Below are 20,759 nucleotides of genomic sequence, written 5' to 3' on the forward strand. Positions count from 1 at the left end.
CTCAAGTCCGACACCACACTCGGCTAAACATTAAAATTCAGGCATAAAAAAACCCAGCTAAAAAGCTGGGTTATAAAAAGTGGTACCAGTGGGCGGACTTGAACCGCCACGCCCGAAGGCAACGGATTTTGAATCCGTCATGTCTACCAATTCCATCACACTGGCATAATTTTTCTTTAATCTTCTAACCAAGAGAAAATAAAGAAAAACCACTTTGAGCTTAGGCTTTGTTTTATATGCCTTCGTCTCTATGCCCAGCATTATACAAATTGGCGGGAGGGTAGCAAGCATTTTTTACAAAACGTCGTTTAAGTGCTTGGTAAATGAACAGTCGCTTAAAACTAGTCGGGTTTTTTAGTGTTAGATTAAAAATCAGGTAGAATAAGTCATATTTCGGCTTTAATGAGTGAACTAAATGGCTTCGTTTCCCCGTGCGGGCTTAACCCGTCGTCTTGCATCTCTGATCTATGATGGTCTGGTTGTGATTGCATTTGCAATGCTATCCATGGTGGTTTTTTTATTGATAATTGAAGGCTTTATCTCTTTGGGCTGGATCTCACAAGGAAACCATGAAGACGTGTCAGCGCTGATCCAGGCCTCTCCTCTGTTGTCATTTTTCCGCGGATTTGTGCTGATTGCCGTATCTGTGCTGTTTTTTGCTTACTTTTGGGTTAAAAGCGGCCAAACCATTGGCATGCGCGCCTGGCGACTGAAAGTACAAACGCCAGATGGTGAGTTACTCGGCTGGCCAAGAGCTTGTGCACGGGCCTTATGTGCATTGCTGGGGCTGGGTAACCTGCTGGTATTGCTCGACTTTAAACACAAACGCGCTCTGCAAGATATGATTTGTGGCACTGAAGTCGTGGTGCTGAGCAAAGAAGAGAACAAACGTATTTACGACAGCCTGGATTAAAAAGGCCATAGCATTGCAACAAAAAAGCCTGACTCAGTCAGGCTTTTTTGTTTTCATCCTCTTTCTTACCCGCGTTGGCGGTTAAGAAGATAAAACGCTGTGGCGGTAAATAAGACGCTGGGCATCACAGCTCCCACGACCGGCGGGATCTGATACACCATAACGATTGGACCAAAAATCTCGTTACTCAGGTGGAAGATAAGCCCGGTGATCACCCCCATGATAATACGCGCGCCCATACTCACAGAACGTAGTGGCCCAAAGATAAAAGACAGGGCTACCAGCAGCATTACTGCAATCGTCACCGGTTGCATCACTTTGCGCCACAACGCCAGTTCATAGTTACTGGTGTCCTGCTCATTTTGCTTCAAATACTGCAAATACGACCACAATCCAGAGAAAGACAATGCGTCTGGTTCTACCGAAGCCACGTCCAGTCGGTCCAGCGTCAGCTGTGATGCATAATTAAGTGTCTGAGCGTATTGCGTAGTGATCTGTTGCTCTTCAATGGTCACTTCCTCAATGGCTTTAAGCTGCCAACCATCATCAGTTGCAGTACCTGACTTAGCGCGGGTGATTTTCAGCAGGTTAAGATCATCATCGAAATGATAAATATTGATATTTTGCAGATTGCCGGATTTTTCGATGTTGGCAATATTAATAAAATTACTGCCATCTTTGGCCCACACGCCCTGCTGCGCCTCAAACACCTCACCACCATTAATGGCCTGATTACGCAGTTGTTTAGCCGTTTTTTCGGCCTGTGGCGCGCCCCACTCACCCAATGCCATCATGCATAATGCCAGCACAATTGCCGATTTCATCACCGACCCAATGATCTGTAATCGCGACATCCCCGCAGCCTGCATCACCACTAATTCGCTGCTCGAAGCCAAAGCCCCAAGCCCGGTCAGGCCACCAATCAGCGCCGCCATTGGAAAGAACACCACAATATCACTGGGCATGCTGTAAAGCGTGAACAACAACGCATCCATGACATCATAGGTGCCACGACCCACAGAGCGTAACTGTTCAATAAACTTGATTAAGGTATTGATCCCCACAAACACCAACAAGGCAAAGCCTGTGGTTTGTAAAATGCTGCGCCCGAGATACCAATCCAGGGTTTTCATCATTGTTGTGGCTCCCGTTTTAACAGCATAGCGCGCACCCAAACACCAAAAGGCCGCCCTTTGGCTATCAGGTAAGCACCAATAAATAACACACACAAGTGGATCCACCACAAGCCAACCGAGGTTGGTACCTTACCTTCGGCGACCAGATATTTACCCGCATTGAGCATGATAAAGTAACCCAGATAGATACAAATCGCCGGAACCAGTTTGGCAAACTTACCCTGTCTGGGGTTCACCACACTCAGCGGAACCGCCAGTAAGGTCAGCAAAATAATAGAAATTGGTACAGATAAACGTAGCTGGAACTGGGCAATGGCCTCGGGTGTGCCCATTTGCAGCAGGCTGGACGAGGGCAAGTCTTCAAGCTTACGACGTCGCTGTTCAATTTCCTGCTCACGGATCTGCACCTGGTAGCTGCTAAACTCAGTTTTGTTCAGCGCCTGACTGAAACCGTCGGTTTCGAATCGTTTTCCCTCACTGAGCACCAGCTGCTGCTCACCGGTTCCCTCTTCAACAACCCGGCCATTCTGAGCAAACACGATACGTGCAGCCTGATTTGAATCGCGATCGGGTAACTGAGCAACAAACACTCGATGTAGCTCTTTGCCCTGATCACTGGTGTTGTGGACAAATACCACCGCCTTTTCATTGCCCGTTTGCTGGAAGCGCCCGGCCCGGATCTGACTGAGCCCGGATTCTGCATTGGCTTGTTCGCGCAGCTGATTTTCTTTTTCACCAGCCCAGGGCGCCAGATATAAGCTCAGCACAGCAGCCATCAACGCAATCACAAAACTGGACACCAAAGTCACGCGCACGACATACCATTCACTGACGCCGCACGCTTTAAGCACTGTCATTTCGCTGTCAGCATAGACCCGACTATAGGCGAGGATAATGCCCAAAAATAAGCTTAATGGCAGGATATATACCGCCAGCTTAGGTAAGTTTAGGGCCAGAAAAGACATAACAAGTTTTCCCGGAATGCTGCCACCTGAGGCCTCAGCCAATATCCGGACAAACTTCTGCGAGATGAAGATGGTCATAAGGGTCATAAAAACGGCGACCTGAGATTTTAATATCTCAGCAGTCAGATATCGAAAAATAAGCAATGTCCGCCCCTATAAAACGTCTCATTTCACTGGAATAGTAGGAAATTTTGAGTAAACTGGTTATTTTAATCACTTTATTATATGCCATCGGATCCAAATATCCTACTAAAGCAACAGGCTAAAGCGCCAAATGCACGCGTCAGTTAGCCGTTTTTTAGTTCAGCACCTAGAAATGGAGTGGCTGAGGCATAAAAAGTTCAAAAAAGACAGCACATTGACTCAGGAGTCGCAATGGAATTCAGCGTAAAAAGTGGTAGCCCAGAAAAACAACGCAGTGCGTGTATTGTTGTCGGCGTATACGAACCACGCCGCCTTTCACCCGTAGGGGAGCAGCTGGATAAAATCAGCGAAGGGTATATTTCTAATCTGCTGCGCCGCGGAGACCTAGAAGGTAAACCCGGCCAGGTGCTTTTACTTCACCATGTACCAAACGTATTGAGTGAACGTGTGCTACTTGTGGGCTGTGGTAAAGAGCGTGAGCTAGACGACAAACAATACAAACAGATCATCGCCAAAACCATCAGCACCTTAAATGACACAGGTTCAATGGAAGCCGTTTGCTTTCTGACTGAACAGCACGTTAAAGGACGCGATACTTACTGGAAAGTTCGCCAGGCCGTCGAAACCACTCAGGACAGCCTTTACACCTTTAATCAGCTGAAAAGCAAAAAGAGCGAAGCACGTCGTCCACTACGTAAAATTGTTTTTAACGTACCAACACGCCGTGAATTGCCAATTGGCGAAAGCGCCATCGAGCATGGACTGGCCATCGCAGCTGGTGCCACTTTATGTAAAGACGTGGCAAACATGCCACCAAACATTTGCAATCCTCGCTACTTAGGTGAGCAGGCTCAGGCATTAGCCGATGAATTCGACAACGTCACGGTTAATCTGGTTGGCGAAAAGGAAATGGAAGAGCTGGGTATGCACTCATATCTGGCAGTTGGTCGCGGTAGTGACAATGAATCCGTGATGTCGGTGATCCACTATAACGGTGCCCCGCAAAAGCAAGCGCCTATCGTGTTCGTTGGTAAAGGCCTGACATTTGATTCTGGCGGTATTTCTATCAAGCCAGGCGAAGGCATGGACGAGATGAAATACGACATGGGTGGCGCCGCCGGCGTACTGGGCCTGATGCGCGCCGTCGTGCAAATGCAGCTGCCACTGAATGTCATCGGCGTGCTGGCTGGCTGTGAAAACATGCCGAGCAGCAATGCTTATCGCCCGGGTGACATCCTGACCACTATGTCTGGTCAGACGGTTGAAGTACTCAATACCGACGCAGAAGGCCGACTGGTCCTGTGTGATGCATTAACCTATGTTGAAGCGTTTGAGCCAGAAGTGGTCGTTGACGTGGCAACCCTGACGGGTGCGTGTATTATCGCCCTGGGCCATCATGCAACCGGTTTGTTGTCGAACCACAATCCGCTGGCGCATGACTTACTTAAAGCGTCTGAGCAAAGTGGTGACCGCGCATGGCAACTACCATTGTGGGATGACTATCAGGAACAACTGAAGAGCCCGTTTGCCGACTTCACCAACCTGGGTGGCCGCCCTGCCGGGACGATTACCGCCGCCTGCTTCTTGTCTAAATTCACCAAGAAGTACAACTGGGCACACCTGGACATCGCAGGAACAGCCTGGCGCAGTGGTGCCAACAAAGGTGCAACCGGTCGTCCGGTCCCTATGTTAATGCAATACCTGCTTAACCGCGTGGACGTGACTGAGCAACCTCAGGACTAATTCATGCTGTGACAGCCGATGTCACGCACCACGTTGATTGATGATAGCCGTATTCTGTGTCAGAATGCGGCTTTATTTTGAACGCTGTGTCATTTACAGGCTTTCCCCTTATGGCAAGGCGTTTCGCTAGCTAGAAAACCACATGTCATGACCATCAACGCACGCTTTTTTGTATTAAAGCAGGACAATGAGCCGGGCAAGCCAGTGCCGGCTCATTTTGATCTCGCCGCACGCAGCGCCGCAAAGCTGTACCGCGCCGGACAACGTGTCTTTATTTACGTAGACAGCGTTGAAGATGCCCATGCGGTTGACGAGCACTTGTGGTGTTTTGAGGCCGACAGCTTTGTGCCTCACAACCTGCAAGGCGAAGGCCCCAAAGGGGGCGCACCGGTCGAGATCGGCCAGATGCCACCTGTTGGCAGACGCACCATTTTAATTAATCTGGCACAACAGCTGCCAGATTTTGTGCGCCGATTCGACAAGATCTACGATTTTGTGCCGGTTGAAAGCAATGCCAAACACGCGGCACGCCAGCGGTTCATGCAACTGCGTCAGCTCGGCGCTGAAATTTCAACCAAAGAAATTGACAACTAAAGTATTTTTTAAGGTTCTGTGTAATGGATAAAACCTATAATCCGCAAGATATCGAACAGTCTTTGTACCAAGGCTGGGAAGAGAATGGCTACTTTAAGCCATCAGGTCAGGGCGATGCCTATTCGATCATGATCCCACCACCGAATGTCACGGGTAGCCTACACATGGGCCACGCCTTCCAGGACACCATCATGGACACCCTGATCCGCTACCAGCGTATGCAGGGCAAAAATACTTTATGGCAGGTGGGAACAGACCACGCAGGTATCGCAACCCAAATGGTTGTTGAGCGTAAACTGGCCGCTGAAGAAAGCAAAACCCGTCACGACCTGGGCCGCGAAGAATTTATCAACCGTATCTGGCAGTGGAAAAACGAGTCGGGTGGTACCATTACAAAACAGCTTCGTCGCCTGGGTGCATCGGTAGACTGGGATCGTGAGCGCTTTACTATGGACGACGGCCTGTCTGAAGCAGTGAAAGAAGTCTTTGTCCGTTTATATAAAGACGACCTGATCTACCGCGGTAAGCGCCTGGTTAACTGGGATCCGAAACTGCACACCGCGATTTCTGATCTGGAAGTAGAAAACAAAGACAAGCAGGGCCACATGTGGAACCTGCGTTACCCGCTGGCTGATGGTGTAAAAACCAAAGACGGCAAAGACTACATTGTAGTGGCAACAACGCGTCCGGAAACCATGCTGGGCGACACCGGTGTGGCAGTCAACCCGGATGATGAGCGTTATCAGGACCTGATCGGCAAAGAGATCTTATTGCCAATCGTCAACCGTCGTATCCCAATCGTTGCCGACGAGCACGCAGACATGGAAAAAGGCACTGGCTGTGTGAAGATCACACCAGCGCACGACTTCAACGATAACGAAGTCGGTAAGCGTCATCAGCTGCCCATGATCAACGTCTTCAACAAAGATGCGGCGATTTTGAGCGAAGGCGAAACCTTCACCTTTGATGGCAAGCCACTGGAGCTGGATGCGCCATTGCCTGAGCGCTTCCATGGTCTTGACCGTTTCGATGCCCGCAAACTGATTGTTGATGAGTTTGAACAAGCTGGCCTGCTGGAAAAAATCGACGACCACAGCCTGACTGTCCCTTACGGTGACCGCTCTGGTGTGGTCATTGAGCCACTTTTGACTGACCAATGGTATGTACGCGTTGCACCACTGGCTGAGCCGGCAATCAAAGCCGTAGAAGACGGTGACATCCAGTTCGTGCCTAAACAGTACGAAAACATGTACTTCTCCTGGATGCGCGATATTCAGGACTGGTGTATTTCTCGTCAGCTATGGTGGGGACACCGTATCCCGGCCTGGTACGACAACGAAGGTAATGTTTACGTTGGACGCGATGAAGCCGAAGTACGCCGCGACAACAACCTGGCAGACGATGTCGTTCTGAGCCAGGACGATGATGTACTGGATACCTGGTTCTCTTCTGCGCTGTGGACCTTCTCAACCCAAGGCTGGCCAGAAAATACTGACGATCTGAAGATGTTCCATCCGTCAGACACGCTGGTGACTGGTTTCGACATCATTTTCTTCTGGGTTGCCCGTATGATCATGATGACACTGCACTTTGTGAAAGACGACCAAGGCAAGCCTCAGGTGCCATTTAAAACCGTTTACGTGACCGGTCTGATCCGTGACGAAAATGGCGACAAGATGTCTAAGTCCAAAGGTAATGTGCTGGATCCGCTGGATATGATCGATGGTATCGATCTGGAAAGCCTGGTTCAGAAGCGTACCGGCAACATGATGCAGCCGCAGCTGGCCGCAAAGATTGAAAAGAACACCCGTAAAACTTTTGCTGATGGCATTGAAGCACACGGCACCGATGCACTGCGCTTTACCCTGGCTGCCATGGCCTCAACCGGTCGTGATATCAACTGGGATATGAACCGTCTGGAAGGGTATCGTAACTTCTGTAACAAGCTATGGAACGCCAGCCGTTACGTGCTGATGAACACCGAAGAGCAGGATTGTGGTTTCAACGGTGGCGAGATGCAGGTGTCTCTGGCAGATCGCTGGATTTTGGGTCAGTTCCAGAACACAGTGAAAACCTTCACTGAGCACCTGGACAACTACCGCTTTGACCTGGCCGCGAACACCATTTACGAGTTCACCTGGAACCAGTTCTGTGACTGGTACCTGGAGCTGACTAAGCCAATTCTGTTCAAGGGCAACGAAGCGCAACAACGTGGTACACGTCACACCCTGATCACGGTTCTGGAAGGCCTGCTGCGTCTGATGCACCCGCTGATGCCTTATATCACAGAAACCATCTGGCAGCGTGTTGCACCTCTGGCTGGTATCGAAGCAAACACCATCATGCTGCAGCGCTTCCCACAGTTTGATGCCGAACAGGTAGATACACAAGCAATGGAAGACCTGGAGTGGGTTAAGCAGTTCATTCTGGCTATCCGTAACATTCGCGGTGAGATGGACATCAGTCCAAGCAAACCACTTAGCGTGTTGCTGGCCAATGTGTCTGAGCAGGATCAACGCCGTCTTGACGACAACCAGGCGTTCCTGAGCTCACTGGCTAAACTGGAAGACATCAAGGTACTGGCAAGCAAAGACGATGCCCCGGCGTCCGCTACCGCCTTTATTGGCGACCTTGAGATCATGATCCCTATGGCGGGTCTGATTGATGTCGAAGCCGAAATGGCCCGTATCGCCAAGCAGCTGGAAAAAGCAGAAAAAGGCCTGGCACAGGTTGAGAAAAAGCTGGCAAACGAGAAGTTCGTCAACAACGCCCCTGCTGCGGTACTCGATAAAGAAAAGGCCAAGCTGGCCGAGTACAGCGACGCCAAAGCTAAGTTGCTTGAGCAAAAAGCCAAAATCGAAAGCCTGTAAGCTTTTAGCCAGAGTCAGTTATCTGGCTCAGAGTTAAGTATAAAAAAGAAGCCGCTAAGCGGCTTCTTTTTTACAACCCATAGTGCGTGCTACTTACGTAATCATATCGGCTCACGGCTCTGAAGAGGTCGAAAAACGCGCTAACACCTGATATAGATTATTCATATCTATAGGCTTGCCAACATGCGCCACAAATCCCTGTGCCAAATACCCTTTCACATCTTCTGTCATCACATTCGCAGTCAGTGCAATAACAGGCATGTCCGCATGACTCTTTCTAATTTGACGCTGCGCTTCGTTGCCATCCATTTCTGGCATGTGAATATCCATCAGTATTAAATCAAAGTGAGTATGCATTACCGCGTCGACAGCCTGAGTGCCATTTTCGACAATTGTCAGTGCTGCCTGTGTACTTTTTAAAATTGCCTTGATCAACATTTGGTTAATCTTATTATCCTCGGCAACTAAAATGTGTTTCCCCGTCAAATCTGGCGGCGATAACGATTCACTTTTTTGGCCACTCGATTTAAGTACTGTTTTCTCCAGGGGTAATACAACCTTAATTTGGGTGCCCTCTCCCACTTTACTGATTAAATCCAAAGAGCCATTCATTAACTTAACAAGGCTCAGCGTAATAGACATCCCTAAACCTGTTCCACCATATTTTCGTGTAGTTGAACTATCTGCTTGAGAGAAACGCTCAAAAATCCGCTGCTGAGCTTCTACGCTCATCCCTATCCCTGAATCAATCACATCAATACAGAGCGCCTGTTGGTTATTCTGCTCTGTGCAGCTCACAATCACTTTAACACAGCCCTGATCCGTAAATTTCACCGCATTAGAGATAAGATTGAGCAACACCTGTTTGACTCTGACAAGATCGCCCAGCCAGCCGTCTGTAAATGACGGCTCAATGGTCACAATCAATTCAATGCCTTTTTTACTTACAATACTATCCAGGTCATACTTCACTGAATCCAACACATCAATCAACGAAAAAGGTATCTGCTCCAGCGTTAACTGATTAGACTCAATTTTAGAATAATCCAGAATATCATTGATAACTGTCAGCAAGCTTTGAGCCGAAAAAGCCGCATTGTCCAAGATAACTTTTAAATCAGGTTCCAACCTGGCTTGATGAAGCAATTGCAGCCCGCCCAATATGGCGTTCATCGGCGTCCGGATCTCATGGCTCATATTGGCAAGAAAATCACTTTTAGCTTTAGCTGCGTTTTCCGCTTCTTGCTTAGCCTTAATCATGGTTTTCATGGCAGTCACTTTTTCAGTGATATCATAGTTAACACCAATGACCTTAACGGCCTGATTTTGCTCATTTCGGATCACCTCAGCTGTCGCTTTCATGGTTCTTACCCGCCCATCGGGATGGACCACTCTAAACTCAGTATCGTAGTAACCTGTTCCTGCGATTGCCGATTCAAGTAAAGCTCTAGCTGAGGCAATATCGTCAGGGTGAACACTATTCTCCCAGGCTTCATAAGCACCTGAGAATGTCTCTTCCGAGATACCATACAACCTATACATCCAGTCATCCCATACCAGTGCATTGGTCAGCAAATCCCACTCCCATACACCTATCCCGGCAGAATCATTCGCTAATTGCATTCTAAATGCACTGACATCTGCCTTTTCCTTAGCTGCACGAATTTGCTCTTCCACTTCTTTTTGTTTTGAAATGTCCTGAACAATGGACCAGATAAAACCCTGTCCAGTGACATCGGTTATCAGGATACCTGATAACAATACGGGATAGGTGTGCCCTAGCTTATGAATATACTCTTTCTGATATGGGCCATAACGCCCCGTTTCTGCCATGTCAGCAAGTTGCTTAGCTTCTTGATCTGCATATTTCTTTGGCGTGAGTTGCCAGTAATCCATCTGATTTAGTTCATCAATACCGTACCCCGTAAAACGACTAAATTCTGCGTTGATATAATCGAACCGGCCATCTTCCAGATAGTTAATGGCGATACCAATCGGTGCAAGATCAACAAACTCCGCAAACTTTTGCCTTTCTTGTTCGAGCAAAGTTTCAATCTGCATACTGGCCCCGCCCAATGTATGCATACGGACTTCAAGATCAGAGACAAATGCCAGCAAAGACTTCTTAGCGCCATGTTCAACCAAATGTCCACGAACCCTGACAGGAATACGCGCGCCAGTTTTATGCTGATGTTGAGTTTCGAAATCGATGTGCTTGTTACTCTGCACCCTCAGCCAAAACTCAGCCCAGATTTTTGGCGTGAAACTGGGGTTACACTCCCAAATGTGCGATCCAATCAGTTCACCTTTTGCATAACCCAGTTTTTTACTTGCAGCACTATTGAGATACAGGATTTCAGAGTCAGAACTTATCCATAAGATTTCATCGGTCGCATACTCCATTGACAACTTCAGAAACTGGAGCAACTCAGTTTCACTCATACTGCGCGGAAACTGCGCGGGTTCAGCATCTAATTGTGGTGTTCCGTCCAAAATATTTACATCCGGTAATTTAGCCATACTGAAGTCGTAGAAGTGTTCATGCTAATAATGTAGGCGAAAAAAAACGGATGATAAAGCCAGAGTGTTTTTGCATTGGCTAGATCAGCCAGGTGCAGTTCCAGCATCCTCATTTGCGATTGCAGTAAAAATCCACACCAACTAGTCAAAACAAACAAAAAAACAAATAAAAAACCCCATTATAAAAACAAAATGCAACCTTGCATTTTCAAATGTGACAATATAGGGTACATAAAACAACAGGTACAAATGTAAATAAGAAGAAACTAATTTATGATAAGAACTAAGCTCACAATACTGGCAGCCTGTATTGCTGCTACCCACAGCTTAGCCGTCTCGGCTAACGACTATCCACTAATGCCTGGCGATCCGCTGGTCTCTCATCAGTGGCATTTGCAAAATACAGGTCAGGCAGCATTCTCTGACAGAGGTGGTAAAGCCGGTGAAGACATGAACTTGTCACTAACCCATGCGCTGGGCATTTTGGGCACAGGTGTGACAGCCGCGGTGATCGATGGCGCCGTAGAGCTAACCCACCCGGATCTGCGCGACAACGTGCGCCCTGGTTCATGGAACTTTACCACTGATACACCGGATCTGGTCCCTGGTGGCCCCACAGATCGTCACGGCACGTCGGTTGCCGGGATCATTGCTGCCAGTGCCTTTAACGGCATTGGTGGACGAGGTATCGCACCACGCGCCGGTATTGTGGGCTTTAACCTGATCTCATCAGGCAACTACAATACCGCGAACTGGCTACAATCGCACGGCATGTACTCAGATGGCTATAATAAACATTCTTTTGATTTTCCGAGAATTTTTAACCAAAGCTATGGCCGCACTATGTCTGCACCAGACAGCTTTGACTACACAGTCGATCCCTGGCTGAAAACCTATGAAGATGCCCAGGAAGAGATCACTCGTACCACCCATGGTGGACGTGGTGCCCTGTTCGTCAAATCTGCGGGTAATGGCTACGCCAGACAAACTTTTACAGATCCTCGTTTTGGCTCCGGCTATCTGCGCTTTGAAAACAACAACCATGGCCTGCCTTTACAGAACGTCAACCTGGAGCAAATGGATACCTCATTTTGGAATATGGTTGTGTCGGCCTACAACGCCGATGGCCAGTTGTCTTCATACTCCACCGTTGGTTCGGCAGTATTCGTATCAGCCACGGGCGGTCAATATGGTGTCTATACCCCGGCAATGGTCACGACCGATCTGACCGGCTGTGATGCTGGCTACAACCCGGCTTATGGTCGCAATGACTTACATGGTGGCCATCCATTAGATCCGAACTGTGATTATGGCGCGCGCTTCAACGGGACGTCTTCGGCGGCCCCAAGCGCCGCGGGTGCCATTGCCCTGATCATGTCTGCCAACCCGGCATTGAGCTGGCAAGATGTGCGTCACATACTGGCCAGCACCGCCAGACAAATCGATCCGGATAACGCCGGTGTGGCACTGTCGTTTGAAACTGCGCAAGGTGACACGGTCAGCTATCAGGCCATTGACGCCTGGCAAACCAACGCTGCAGGCTATGCCTTCCATAACTTCTATGGCTTCGGTGCAGTAGACGTTGACGCAGCCGTCAACATGGCGCGCTTCTATGACCAACAGCTGGGTCAGTTCACACAAACTGAACGCTTTGCAGTGACAGCCAACAGTGCCATTCCAGATGGCGATATCAACGGTGTATCAAGCACTTATCAGTCAACAGAAGTGATGACAGTCGATGCCATTCAGGTACGTGTTAACATCGACCACACCAGCACAAGAGATTTAGCCATTGAACTGATTTCTCCATCAGGTACGCGCAGTGTGATCATGACACCACGCACAGGCACCATCCTGGGACAAAACGGCATGGAAAATACACAAATGCTGACACATCACTTCTATGGTGAGCAGGCACAAGGTGAATGGACCCTGCGTGTCATCGATACAGCAGCTCAGGACGAATTCTATGTTTTCGACCCGCGTGCAGCTGGTGCGCCCAACGTCAACATGGTGCACAGAAACAATTCAGACAATGGCCTGCTGAAGTCGTGGGACATTCGCTTCATCGGTCGTAAATAAGGAGTACTGACATGAAAAAATACTTACTCACCACCGCATTACTTGCCTGCGGAATTTCAACTGCCAGTGCATCCAGTAACGAAGTGTATGAAGCACAACCGCTCAGTGCGACACTCAGCCATAGCGTGACGCTCAATGGAAAAAGTTATTTGTCTGCCAGTGAGCACCTGCTAACAGGTGTAGCAATCACAGATGCGAAAACCGGCACCACCTACATTTTAACCGGTGAAGTGGTTGCAGAACTGGAGCCGCTCATCAATGCACAGGAATTTGCTGCGGCACATAACCTGGAACTGGTTTATGTCCGGGCCAATCGTGCCATCTTCGCAGCACAACCTGGTACAGAGCTCAGTGCCTTTAAAGCCCATATCGAGGGCCTGGCAGGGGTGACCAGCACCCAATTTGGTATTGATATCGAGGGCCTGGAGTCAGAGTAGCGGGTATACAAACCCAGCACTCAGGTGCTGGGTAGCTCTTCTGAGCAGCCATAGTCTCAGCGCATGTTCATCACATGCGCCCATCCCAATCACTTAACTTTTTGTTCGCCCAGCCAGTTAATTCGATACAGGTCCCGTCTTCTGTCCAGATAGTTTCTGACGGAGCCCTCGTGACGCAACTCGTGTAACTTCTCCAGATCCAAATCGACTATCAGAGTCATCTCTGTGTTGGGGGTGGTTTCGGCCATAGTGGCATCGTGAGGAAATGCAAAATCTGAGGGCGAGAACACCGCAGACTGGGCGTACTGGATATCTGCGCCATCGACCTTAGGTAAGTTACCCACACTGCCTGCCGTCACCACATAGCATTCGTTTTCTATGGCGCGGGCTTGGGCACAACAGCGTACCCGCAAATAAGCATTTTTGGTATCTGTCCAGAAGGGGACAAACAAGATCTGCATGCCCTGCTCTGAGAGTAACCGCCCCAGTTCAGGGAATTCCACGTCATAACAAATGAGGATGCCAATTTTGCCAAAATCGGTGTCAAACACGTTCAGACTGTCGCCACCTTGCATGATCCAGGCACTTTTTTCATAGGGAGTCGGGTGGATCTTGGTTTGCGATTCAATGGTGCCATCACGACGGCAGAAATAGGACACATTGTAGAGGGCTTTGTCTTCAATCACCGGGATGGAGCCGGCGATAATATTAATGTTATAACTCACCGCCAGATGCGAAATCGCCTCCACCACTTCTGTCGAGAACTCAGCCAGCGCTTTGATTGAATCCAGTGAGTTTTCGTGCGCTTCAATGCCCATCAGAGGCGCATTAAAAAGCTCAGGTAACAGCGCCAGATCACATTGATAATCAGCCAGGGCATCGATAAAAAACTCCACATGCTGTGTCAGCTCTTCCACGGAATGCAGTGGCCGCATTTGCCATTGCACACAGCCTACCCGGGCCGACTTCTTCACCGCACCAAACAGCGGCACTTCATTGCGTTCATAGTAAAGATTAGTCCATTCCAGCAAAGTGGCGTAGCCTTTTGATTCTTTGTCTTCAGGCAGGTATTTGTTGAGCACCCGTTTGACCTCAAAATCATTGGACAGTTGAAAGCTCAAAATGGGGTCGTAAATTTCTTTCTTTTTGACCAGTTCAATATACTTCTGTGGCGACATCTCACTGGCATGGTGCTGATAGTTGGGAATACGCCCGCCTGCCACAATCGATTTAAGATTGAGACTCTGGCAGAGCTCTTTTCTGGCTTCATATAACCGCCGCCCCAGGCGCATGCCCTGGTAATCGGGATGCACAAAGACTTCTGCGCCGTACAACACGTCACCGAGTGGGTCATGGGTGGTCAGATAGGCATCGCCGGTGATCTCCTCATAGGTGTGATGATCGCCAAACTTGTCGTAATCCACAATCAATGAGAATGCAGCAGCGACGACTTTACCATGGTCCTCAATACAGATCTGGCCTTCTGGAAAACTAGAGAGCTGAGCCTTAAATTGTTTTTCTGAAGGAGCCCCGCCTAAGTCTGGATAGACAATGGCCATGACCTCTTTAAGGTCCTTGTAGTCATCAGCCTCCAGGCTACGCAGATTGAGTTTATGTTCAAAGTTCTCCGTTAAATTACCGTCGCTCATTGTGGCTCCTGCTTTGCAATATTCACTGTTTACGGTGTTATACGACCACCTTAATTAAAGATAGTCGCTGCAAAATAAGCGCACAAATTGGCGCAGCAAAGATGAGCGTGTTCTGGTTTACTCAGCACGGGCCAGCCAGTGCATCACATTCAGTAAAAATCCCTCGTTGTGCTCGGCACCGGGAGACGCCAGACCATATTTTTTGCCACTTTTGCTATCAACCTGAGAGGAGAACATCATGCCTTCTGCAAATATCGCAACGCGGCCTTTCCCAAACTCGAATACGGCGCCCTGGCTCCAGCCTGCGACATCCACACGAGGACTGTCGGCTGTGATCTGAAAGGGGATCTCTGGTGTCACCGCTATCTTACCTGGGCCAAGCGTCAGTAACGAAACAGCACCTTGTGGTACTTTGAATGCCGACCCGCCAAAGGAGCGCACCTGCTCGATTTGACCTGTTGATTGCTCTGCCGCGGCTGATGCAACCCCACCAACCGCACTTGTTACGCCAAACCCGGTCATAGACACCGCGCCGGGCAAGGTTCTCAGTGCGGGCACCACAGCCAGTGTGATGGCATGTTGTGCGAGGGTATTATCAGCGGTGCTAAACTGCGCTTCGCCCACATGGCCATGACTGAACTCAACACCCAGCGCTGTCGTCAGATTATCGATCACGCGAGGAAACGGTGTATGATCTGCCACTAAAAACAGCGATCCGCCCTGCTCTATCCAGCTAATGACGGCGCTCACCTCTTTTGCTGTAAACGCCTGACCAAAGGGGGGACTCCAGTCTGTGCGGTGACGGTCCAGCGCATTGGCTATGACAAGGATATCGGCCTGGTTTAAGTGTGTCGTACTGAAAGGCTGACTGCGGGCTTTCACAGTATACCCATCACTTTGCAATACCTGAGTGAAGGCCCGATAGCGGCCATGCATAGTCAGAAAGTTATGGTGTGCCTCATCAAACAACACCAATGGGCTATTATCTGCTGAGAAACGCTGTTCAGTATTTTGGGGTGTGAAGTCCGGGTCGCCCTGCTGGGTACTGTCAGTACAGGCAATCATGCCCAATCCAACGCTCACGGTGAACATGCCCGCTGTCAGCGCTTTGGCTAGCCAAGTCATTGTGTGCTGTCCTTACTTTTCCATCATGCATTGGCAAGTATTAACAAAGATCCGGCGACTTACCAGAAAAGAACAGCCAGAGCTTCTGCTCGCTTAATGCAGACAACACGTCAGGCGAGCAGATAAGTTAACTCAGTGACCGCAACGATTATCGAATCCCGATACTCTCACGGATCTTGGCCATTTGCTCCTGCAAGCTGTGCTGAATGTCACGTACCTGCTGGTTAGAGCCATTCACCTGCTGCTTCATCGTGGCCATTGCGCTACTGAAGTTATCAACCAATGTACTTTGCTGCTGTGCCAGTTCCATGGCATGCTCAGCAACCTGACTGGCACTTTGCGCGCGCTCCGCGACGCCTTCAGAGTTCCCCTTTAACTCCTGAGCATGCTCGGTCTGTTGCTGCGCTTCATCAGCCAGTGCGCTGATCTGTGAAGACACTTTGCTTGAGTTATCGCTGAGAATATTCAGTTGTTCATTGATGTCAGAGAGTGAATCCTGCGTTTGTTGCGCCAGCTTACGTACCTCATCGGCCACCACAGCAAACCCGCGTCCATGTTCACCCGCACGCGCAGATTCAATGGCGGCGTTCAGCGCCAGCAAATTGGTTTGTTCCGCAATGGTGCGGATCATTTCGATCACTTTGCCCACATCGGCAACGCCATTGAGTAGCTCATTAAGGCTGGACAAGCCTTGCTCAACCCGTTGTTGTGTGCTGGAACTTGCGCTTAGCATCGATTCAGCGTAACCGACACTCTGTTTCATCGCAGAGAAAGTTTCACCCGCATTATCTGATACCTGTTGGTTGATTTCGCTGGCTTCCAGACCCAGCGCTTTAATCTCATCCAGCTGGTCCTGGTTTTGCTCCACCTGTGTTGAGGTGGTCTCAGCCAGTTCGCTGATACTGGCCAGGTTGGTGTTCATATCCTGCATAAAGTCATTGATCACCGCCAGCATTTGCTCTCGCTCCTCGGCTTCACCGCGCTGACGTTCAATCAGTTGGTTAAAGTAACTGGCGATTTCACCGATTTCGGTATTGGCATTCTGGCTGTCGATATTTTTCAGCTCATTGCTCTCTATCAGGAACGCAAAACCATTACGTAACTGGCGCAGTGGCGTCAGTACCTGGCTAAACTGGACGATGTAAACGGCAATGGCCAATAGCACCAGCAAGCCGATCGCCACACCAAAGATAGTAAACACGTTTTTCTTCAGTGAATTCTGCTCGGCTTGTAGTGCTACTTCCGCACTCAGTACCAGTGCCGAAATGTCCTTAATATCACCTCTTAATTGCGCCATCCCCTGCTGGCGCTGCTCGGCCTGGGCCAGGGTATTTTCCAGATCGCGACTAAACCGTTTGGGCCAGCTGATTAGCTCAGCCTTAATCTCTAAAGCCAGATCTTCAGCTTCCGCACCCAGGAACAGCTCATCTTCATCAATTTCACTCATTACGCCCAGATTGCCAAGGCGATCGATTTGTTGCGCCAGATCCTGAAGGCGACGCACGCTGTTCATCAGGTTCTGACGTGTTTGCTGTTCAAAATGGATCACGAGCTGGTAGGTGTAAATGCTCAGGTTAGTCACTTCACCATAATAGTCTGAAGCCAGTGCATAGTAGCGCGGTGCTATCGGATGTTCAGGGGCTTTGGCCGTGTAGCTCATTAATGATGACGCCGAGCCTGACATCTGCCTGATGGCATTGTCCAGTAATGCCATTTCATTGCCCGACAGCTTGCCCAACGCGCGATACTTGCCATTGATGTCCGCATCGAGTGCATCAAGCTGGCTGGTCATATCGCTGGCAAGGGTTGAAGGCAACGCTGTCAATTGCTGTTGTTTAAGTTGCGCTATTTGTCCGCTGGCTTTACTGAGCTCCTGGCTGTCGCCACTGCTCAGATAATCTTCGATCGTACCGGCTAAATCGATCAGTATGGTGTTTTTCAGCGTAACATAGGCGTTGTTTTGTTTGTCTAATTCACTAAAGACCTGACTGGCCCAAAACAGAGTGGCAGCCAGCACGATACTGGCCAGGGCCAGTAACACAGCAAGCAGCCGGGTAAAGGTAGAAACACGCATAGATACTACAGCCATATTGATTCAAATTCGGGCGTAGACTATTAATGTTTTATGACAATTTGATGTAGATTGCTCAGAAAGTAGCCAGGCGATTTTAAAAACATACTTTTGGCGTAGGAGAACTCTCTACCTTTTACAGGAACTTTACTTCATACAGATGACAGCCTGTTCAGAATGGTCAATTTCAGACTCTACTTTTGCTTTAAAAGCCCATTTTTAGCACAAAACGGGGGGGGAGCTTCTTCTATTTTCAGCTTGTGTTTTAGCCACACATAAGCCAAAGGTTGTCCGGCTAACACCCGGGTGACCGGGCTGATTGCAATCAATGAGCGAAAGGCCAACTCCCAAGTTGCCTTTTGGCGGGTCCCACATCAAATACAGGGTGACTGCACTTAATGCAATGAATGAATGAAGAGCAGGCTTGCCGATTGGCCGTTAAGCAGTACCCGCATCCAATGCGGGATGAGTGCTAGACACAAAAGTTAAGCGCACATAGCGCTACTTCATCGCGGCTTTGACATAGACATCAAAACGATTCTTTTTGGTTTCTATCTGCATACTGGGTTTTTGCTCGTTCAGGAAAGACGCATAATCCGGGCGTTTAACCACGACCCGTTTGGTGGCCAGTGCATAAGCGAATGGCAATAAGGCATCGGCGTCGGCATCTCCTCCCACCAGAGACTGGAACACCCGCATTTCTTTTTTAACCTGGGCGGATTTCTCACGATGCGGAAACATGGGGTCCAGATAAACAACGTCCGGGTTTAACGCACTTTGCGCTAACAAGTCATGACTGGAACCAAAGATCATCCGCATATTTTGCTGCATCCAGCTGCCGATTTCACTATCCTGATAGGCCCGCTCCAGACCGTCAAACAACAAGGCAGCCACCACCGGGTGGCGTTCATGCAATATTACTTCACAACCCAACGCAGCCAGTACAAAGGCATCGCGTCCCAGTCCAGCGGTTGCATCAAGTACCACTGGGGTTGCACCTTTATTCAGCCCCACCGCCTTAGCAATGGCCTGCCCTTTACCACCGCCAAACTTACGACGGTGTGCACTGGCGCCGGTGACAAAGTCTACCCGTATGCCACCAAGCTTTGGCTCATCCAGTTTTAGCAGCTGCAAACCCGCTTCATCATAAGTCAGACGAAAATTAGGATTGGCCTGCTGCCAGTCGTGCAACGCAAACTGCTGCTCTATACGCTCAAGATAAGGTCGGTTTTCGGCAAAAGGGGTGTGGATGATCAACAGCAGGCTCCGCAAATAGTAACGCGGAGATTATATCTGGATCATCCCGGTTATGAAATCTTTGTGTCTGCGCCTGAACGGATTAGAACAGCTCAATGTCGGTCTGGGCGGGCACATCTTCCTCGCTCCAGGGTTTGGCCATCTGGTTAAGGCTCTGGATAAGTTCATGGCGTACTTCTGTGATTTCTCCCAGCTTGTAGCGGATAATCGAAAAGTCATCATTGATCAGTGAAAAGTGCTCATACAACTGCTTTACTTCAGCCTGCTTGCCATTGGCCTGCCCGTCACTCACATAGTCAGAAAACTGGCTCAGTTTGTCATTATACGCTGTGGCCACCTCGCCCAGCTGATCGCTCAGCTCTTCAAATGCCAGACCAATTTGCTCCACTTTAGTGAGGGCGACTTCGCTGACCTCCATATCTTTGATTTTGGCATTGGTGGCTTCCAGTATATGCGGTAGCAGATCTTTGTAACGTCCGTACAAGCCCACATCATCGGTTGGCATGTTTTTGATCAGCAGTGAGACTTTGGGATAGTTAATAATGGTACGACGGCCAAAATCGACAAACCGGTCGCCATCACGGTGTTTTTCGAGTAGCTCCTGCTCCAAAGGCTGAATAGCGCCCTCCTGAGAATAAAACACTTCACTGTCGTGGTACCAAAATGCGACGGCAACCTGCAGCTGCAAAGGCACAAAAAACTCAAAGAAATACTCCGACAGCGTATTCAGGTCATGGGCATGATAAGACTGGCCGACATATCGCATAATGCGGCCCATATCACCCGAATCCGACATAGCAATTTCGGCCGTGATTTGCGCTTTCTGAACATCCTGCTTCAGCTTAAGTGACTGGCGGCGATACTCATCGAGTACTTTAATACGGGCCAGCATTTCATCGCTGTCGAAGGGTTTGACAATGTAGTCGGCACCACCGGCGTTATAGCCTCGCATGCGCTCAGAGGTAGCACTTTTGGAAGATAAGAACATCACCGGGATATCACACAACTGAGGGTTGGCTTTGAGTCGCTCACACACCTCAAACCCCGAAGGGCCTGGCATTTCAATATCGAGTAAAATAATATCCGGGCGCTGCTGTGCTGCCATTTCCAGCCCTTCTTCGCCACTGTAGGCATGGATGACTTTGCAGCTGTGCAGTAAAGATTGTTCAACAATGTGATGTACCAGTTTATCGTCGTCAATGGCCAGTACTAGATTGCTCATGCAGCATTCCCTACAAGGTTTGTTCTTTAGA

General features: G+C 49.2%; 14 protein-coding genes and 1 tRNA gene. 6 read left to right on the forward strand and 9 right to left on the reverse strand.

The genetic code is table 11. From position 1 onward, the window contains the following. Positions 1–80: 80 nt before the first annotated feature. Positions 81–165, reverse strand: a tRNA-Leu gene (locus MHN31_RS19395). Between the two features lie 250 nt (positions 166–415). Here MHN31_RS19395 and MHN31_RS19400 point away from each other — a divergent pair. Then, positions 416–913, forward strand: a complete 498-nt coding sequence (locus tag MHN31_RS19400; protein WP_138536143.1) for an RDD family protein — start codon at positions 416–418, stop codon at positions 911–913. Positions 914–978: 65 nt separating this feature from the next. On the opposite strand, the gene lptG is transcribed toward MHN31_RS19400, so the two are convergent. Together lptG and lptF are read right to left on the reverse strand one after the other, a co-directional pair. Continuing rightward, positions 979–2,049 carry an LPS export ABC transporter permease LptG gene (gene lptG, locus MHN31_RS19405; protein ID WP_125558180.1) on the reverse strand — a complete coding sequence of 357 codons (1,071 nt, stop codon included), beginning with the start codon at positions 2,047–2,049 and terminating at the stop codon, positions 979–981. Beyond that, entirely contained in the window at positions 2,046–3,158 is a 1,113-nt protein-coding gene (gene lptF / locus MHN31_RS19410; protein ID WP_239445095.1) for an LPS export ABC transporter permease LptF, read from the reverse strand. Before lptF ends, lptG begins: the two co-directional genes overlap by 4 nt. A 231-nt stretch (positions 3,159–3,389) precedes the next feature. On the opposite strand from lptF, the gene pepA reads away from it, so the two are divergent. The 3 genes from pepA to MHN31_RS19425 all read left to right on the forward strand — a co-directional run bounded on the left by pepA (position 3,390) and on the right by MHN31_RS19425 (position 8,365). Next, complete coding sequence (gene pepA, locus MHN31_RS19415; RefSeq protein ID WP_010383127.1) at positions 3,390–4,901, forward strand: leucyl aminopeptidase; 1,512 nt, start codon at positions 3,390–3,392, stop codon at positions 4,899–4,901. Between the two features lie 147 nt (positions 4,902–5,048). Further along, positions 5,049–5,495 (forward strand): DNA polymerase III subunit chi, encoded by a 447-nt coding sequence (locus tag MHN31_RS19420; RefSeq protein ID WP_046004999.1) that lies wholly within the window; start codon positions 5,049–5,051, stop codon positions 5,493–5,495. Between the two features lie 23 nt (positions 5,496–5,518). Beyond that, positions 5,519–8,365, forward strand: a complete 2,847-nt coding sequence (locus tag MHN31_RS19425; protein WP_049863603.1) for a valine--tRNA ligase — start codon at positions 5,519–5,521, stop codon at positions 8,363–8,365. Positions 8,366–8,476: 111 nt separating this feature from the next. Here MHN31_RS19425 and MHN31_RS19430 read toward each other — a convergent pair whose 3' ends face one another. Then, on the reverse strand, positions 8,477–10,885 hold the full coding sequence (locus MHN31_RS19430) for a PAS domain-containing hybrid sensor histidine kinase/response regulator (protein ID WP_239445096.1): 2,409 nt from the start codon (positions 10,883–10,885) through the stop codon (positions 8,477–8,479). A gap of 273 nt (positions 10,886–11,158) precedes the next feature. Between MHN31_RS19430 and MHN31_RS19435 the strand changes: the two genes are divergently transcribed. Further along, positions 11,159–12,967: a S8 family peptidase gene (locus MHN31_RS19435; RefSeq protein ID WP_194866559.1), complete on the forward strand. Its 1,809-nt coding sequence runs from the start codon at positions 11,159–11,161 to the stop codon at positions 12,965–12,967. A gap of 11 nt (positions 12,968–12,978) precedes the next feature. Further along, the gene (locus tag MHN31_RS19440) at positions 12,979–13,404 is read left to right on the forward strand and encodes a hypothetical protein (protein WP_239445097.1); all 426 of its coding nucleotides are present in this window, start codon (positions 12,979–12,981) and stop codon (positions 13,402–13,404) included. 89 nt (positions 13,405–13,493) lie between these two features. On the opposite strand, the gene MHN31_RS19445 is transcribed toward MHN31_RS19440, so the two are convergent. The 5 genes from MHN31_RS19445 to MHN31_RS19465 form a co-directional block, all read right to left on the reverse strand. Continuing rightward, positions 13,494–15,053 (reverse strand): bifunctional GNAT family N-acetyltransferase/carbon-nitrogen hydrolase family protein, encoded by a 1,560-nt coding sequence (locus MHN31_RS19445; protein WP_239445098.1) that lies wholly within the window; start codon positions 15,051–15,053, stop codon positions 13,494–13,496. Between the two features lie 117 nt (positions 15,054–15,170). Further along, the gene (locus MHN31_RS19450; RefSeq protein ID WP_239445099.1) at positions 15,171–16,178 is read right to left on the reverse strand and encodes a DUF4350 domain-containing protein; all 1,008 of its coding nucleotides are present in this window, start codon (positions 16,176–16,178) and stop codon (positions 15,171–15,173) included. A gap of 148 nt (positions 16,179–16,326) precedes the next feature. After that, on the reverse strand, positions 16,327–18,252 hold the full coding sequence (locus tag MHN31_RS19455) for a methyl-accepting chemotaxis protein (RefSeq protein WP_239445129.1): 1,926 nt from the start codon (positions 18,250–18,252) through the stop codon (positions 16,327–16,329). Positions 18,253–18,750: 498 nt separating this feature from the next. Continuing rightward, the gene (locus MHN31_RS19460) at positions 18,751–19,506 is read right to left on the reverse strand and encodes a class I SAM-dependent methyltransferase (RefSeq protein WP_239445100.1); all 756 of its coding nucleotides are present in this window, start codon (positions 19,504–19,506) and stop codon (positions 18,751–18,753) included. 82 nt (positions 19,507–19,588) lie between these two features. After that, positions 19,589–20,728 carry a response regulator gene (locus MHN31_RS19465; RefSeq protein WP_239445101.1) on the reverse strand — a complete coding sequence of 380 codons (1,140 nt, stop codon included), beginning with the start codon at positions 20,726–20,728 and terminating at the stop codon, positions 19,589–19,591. Positions 20,729–20,759 lie beyond the last annotated feature (31 nt).

Origin of the sequence: Pseudoalteromonas sp. McH1-42, assembly GCF_022347845.1 — a bacterium.
GTDB classification, from domain to species: domain Bacteria; phylum Pseudomonadota; class Gammaproteobacteria; order Enterobacterales; family Alteromonadaceae; genus Pseudoalteromonas; species Pseudoalteromonas rubra_D.

What these genes read in the sequence shown, in the direction of transcription:
- MHN31_RS19450 (WP_239445099.1), bottom strand. Translation starts at nt 16,178, where the DNA reads ATGACTTGGCTAGCCAAAGCGCTGACAGCGGGCATGTTCACCGTGAGC.
- MHN31_RS19400 (WP_138536143.1), top strand. Translation starts at nt 416, where the DNA reads ATGGCTTCGTTTCCCCGTGCGGGCTTAACCCGTCGTCTTGCATCTCTG.
- MHN31_RS19445 (WP_239445098.1), bottom strand. Translation starts at nt 15,053, where the DNA reads ATGAGCGACGGTAATTTAACGGAGAACTTTGAACATAAACTCAATCTG.
- MHN31_RS19465 (WP_239445101.1), bottom strand. Translation starts at nt 20,728, where the DNA reads ATGAGCAATCTAGTACTGGCCATTGACGACGATAAACTGGTACATCAC.
- MHN31_RS19425 (WP_049863603.1), top strand. Translation starts at nt 5,519, where the DNA reads ATGGATAAAACCTATAATCCGCAAGATATCGAACAGTCTTTGTACCAA.
- lptG (WP_125558180.1), bottom strand. Translation starts at nt 2,049, where the DNA reads ATGATGAAAACCCTGGATTGGTATCTCGGGCGCAGCATTTTACAAACC.
- MHN31_RS19440 (WP_239445097.1), top strand. Translation starts at nt 12,979, where the DNA reads ATGAAAAAATACTTACTCACCACCGCATTACTTGCCTGCGGAATTTCA.
- MHN31_RS19430 (WP_239445096.1), bottom strand. Translation starts at nt 10,885, where the DNA reads ATGGCTAAATTACCGGATGTAAATATTTTGGACGGAACACCACAATTA.
- pepA (WP_010383127.1), top strand. Translation starts at nt 3,390, where the DNA reads ATGGAATTCAGCGTAAAAAGTGGTAGCCCAGAAAAACAACGCAGTGCG.
- MHN31_RS19420 (WP_046004999.1), top strand. Translation starts at nt 5,049, where the DNA reads ATGACCATCAACGCACGCTTTTTTGTATTAAAGCAGGACAATGAGCCG.
- MHN31_RS19435 (WP_194866559.1), top strand. Translation starts at nt 11,159, where the DNA reads ATGATAAGAACTAAGCTCACAATACTGGCAGCCTGTATTGCTGCTACC.
- MHN31_RS19455 (WP_239445129.1), bottom strand. Translation starts at nt 18,252, where the DNA reads ATGCGTGTTTCTACCTTTACCCGGCTGCTTGCTGTGTTACTGGCCCTG.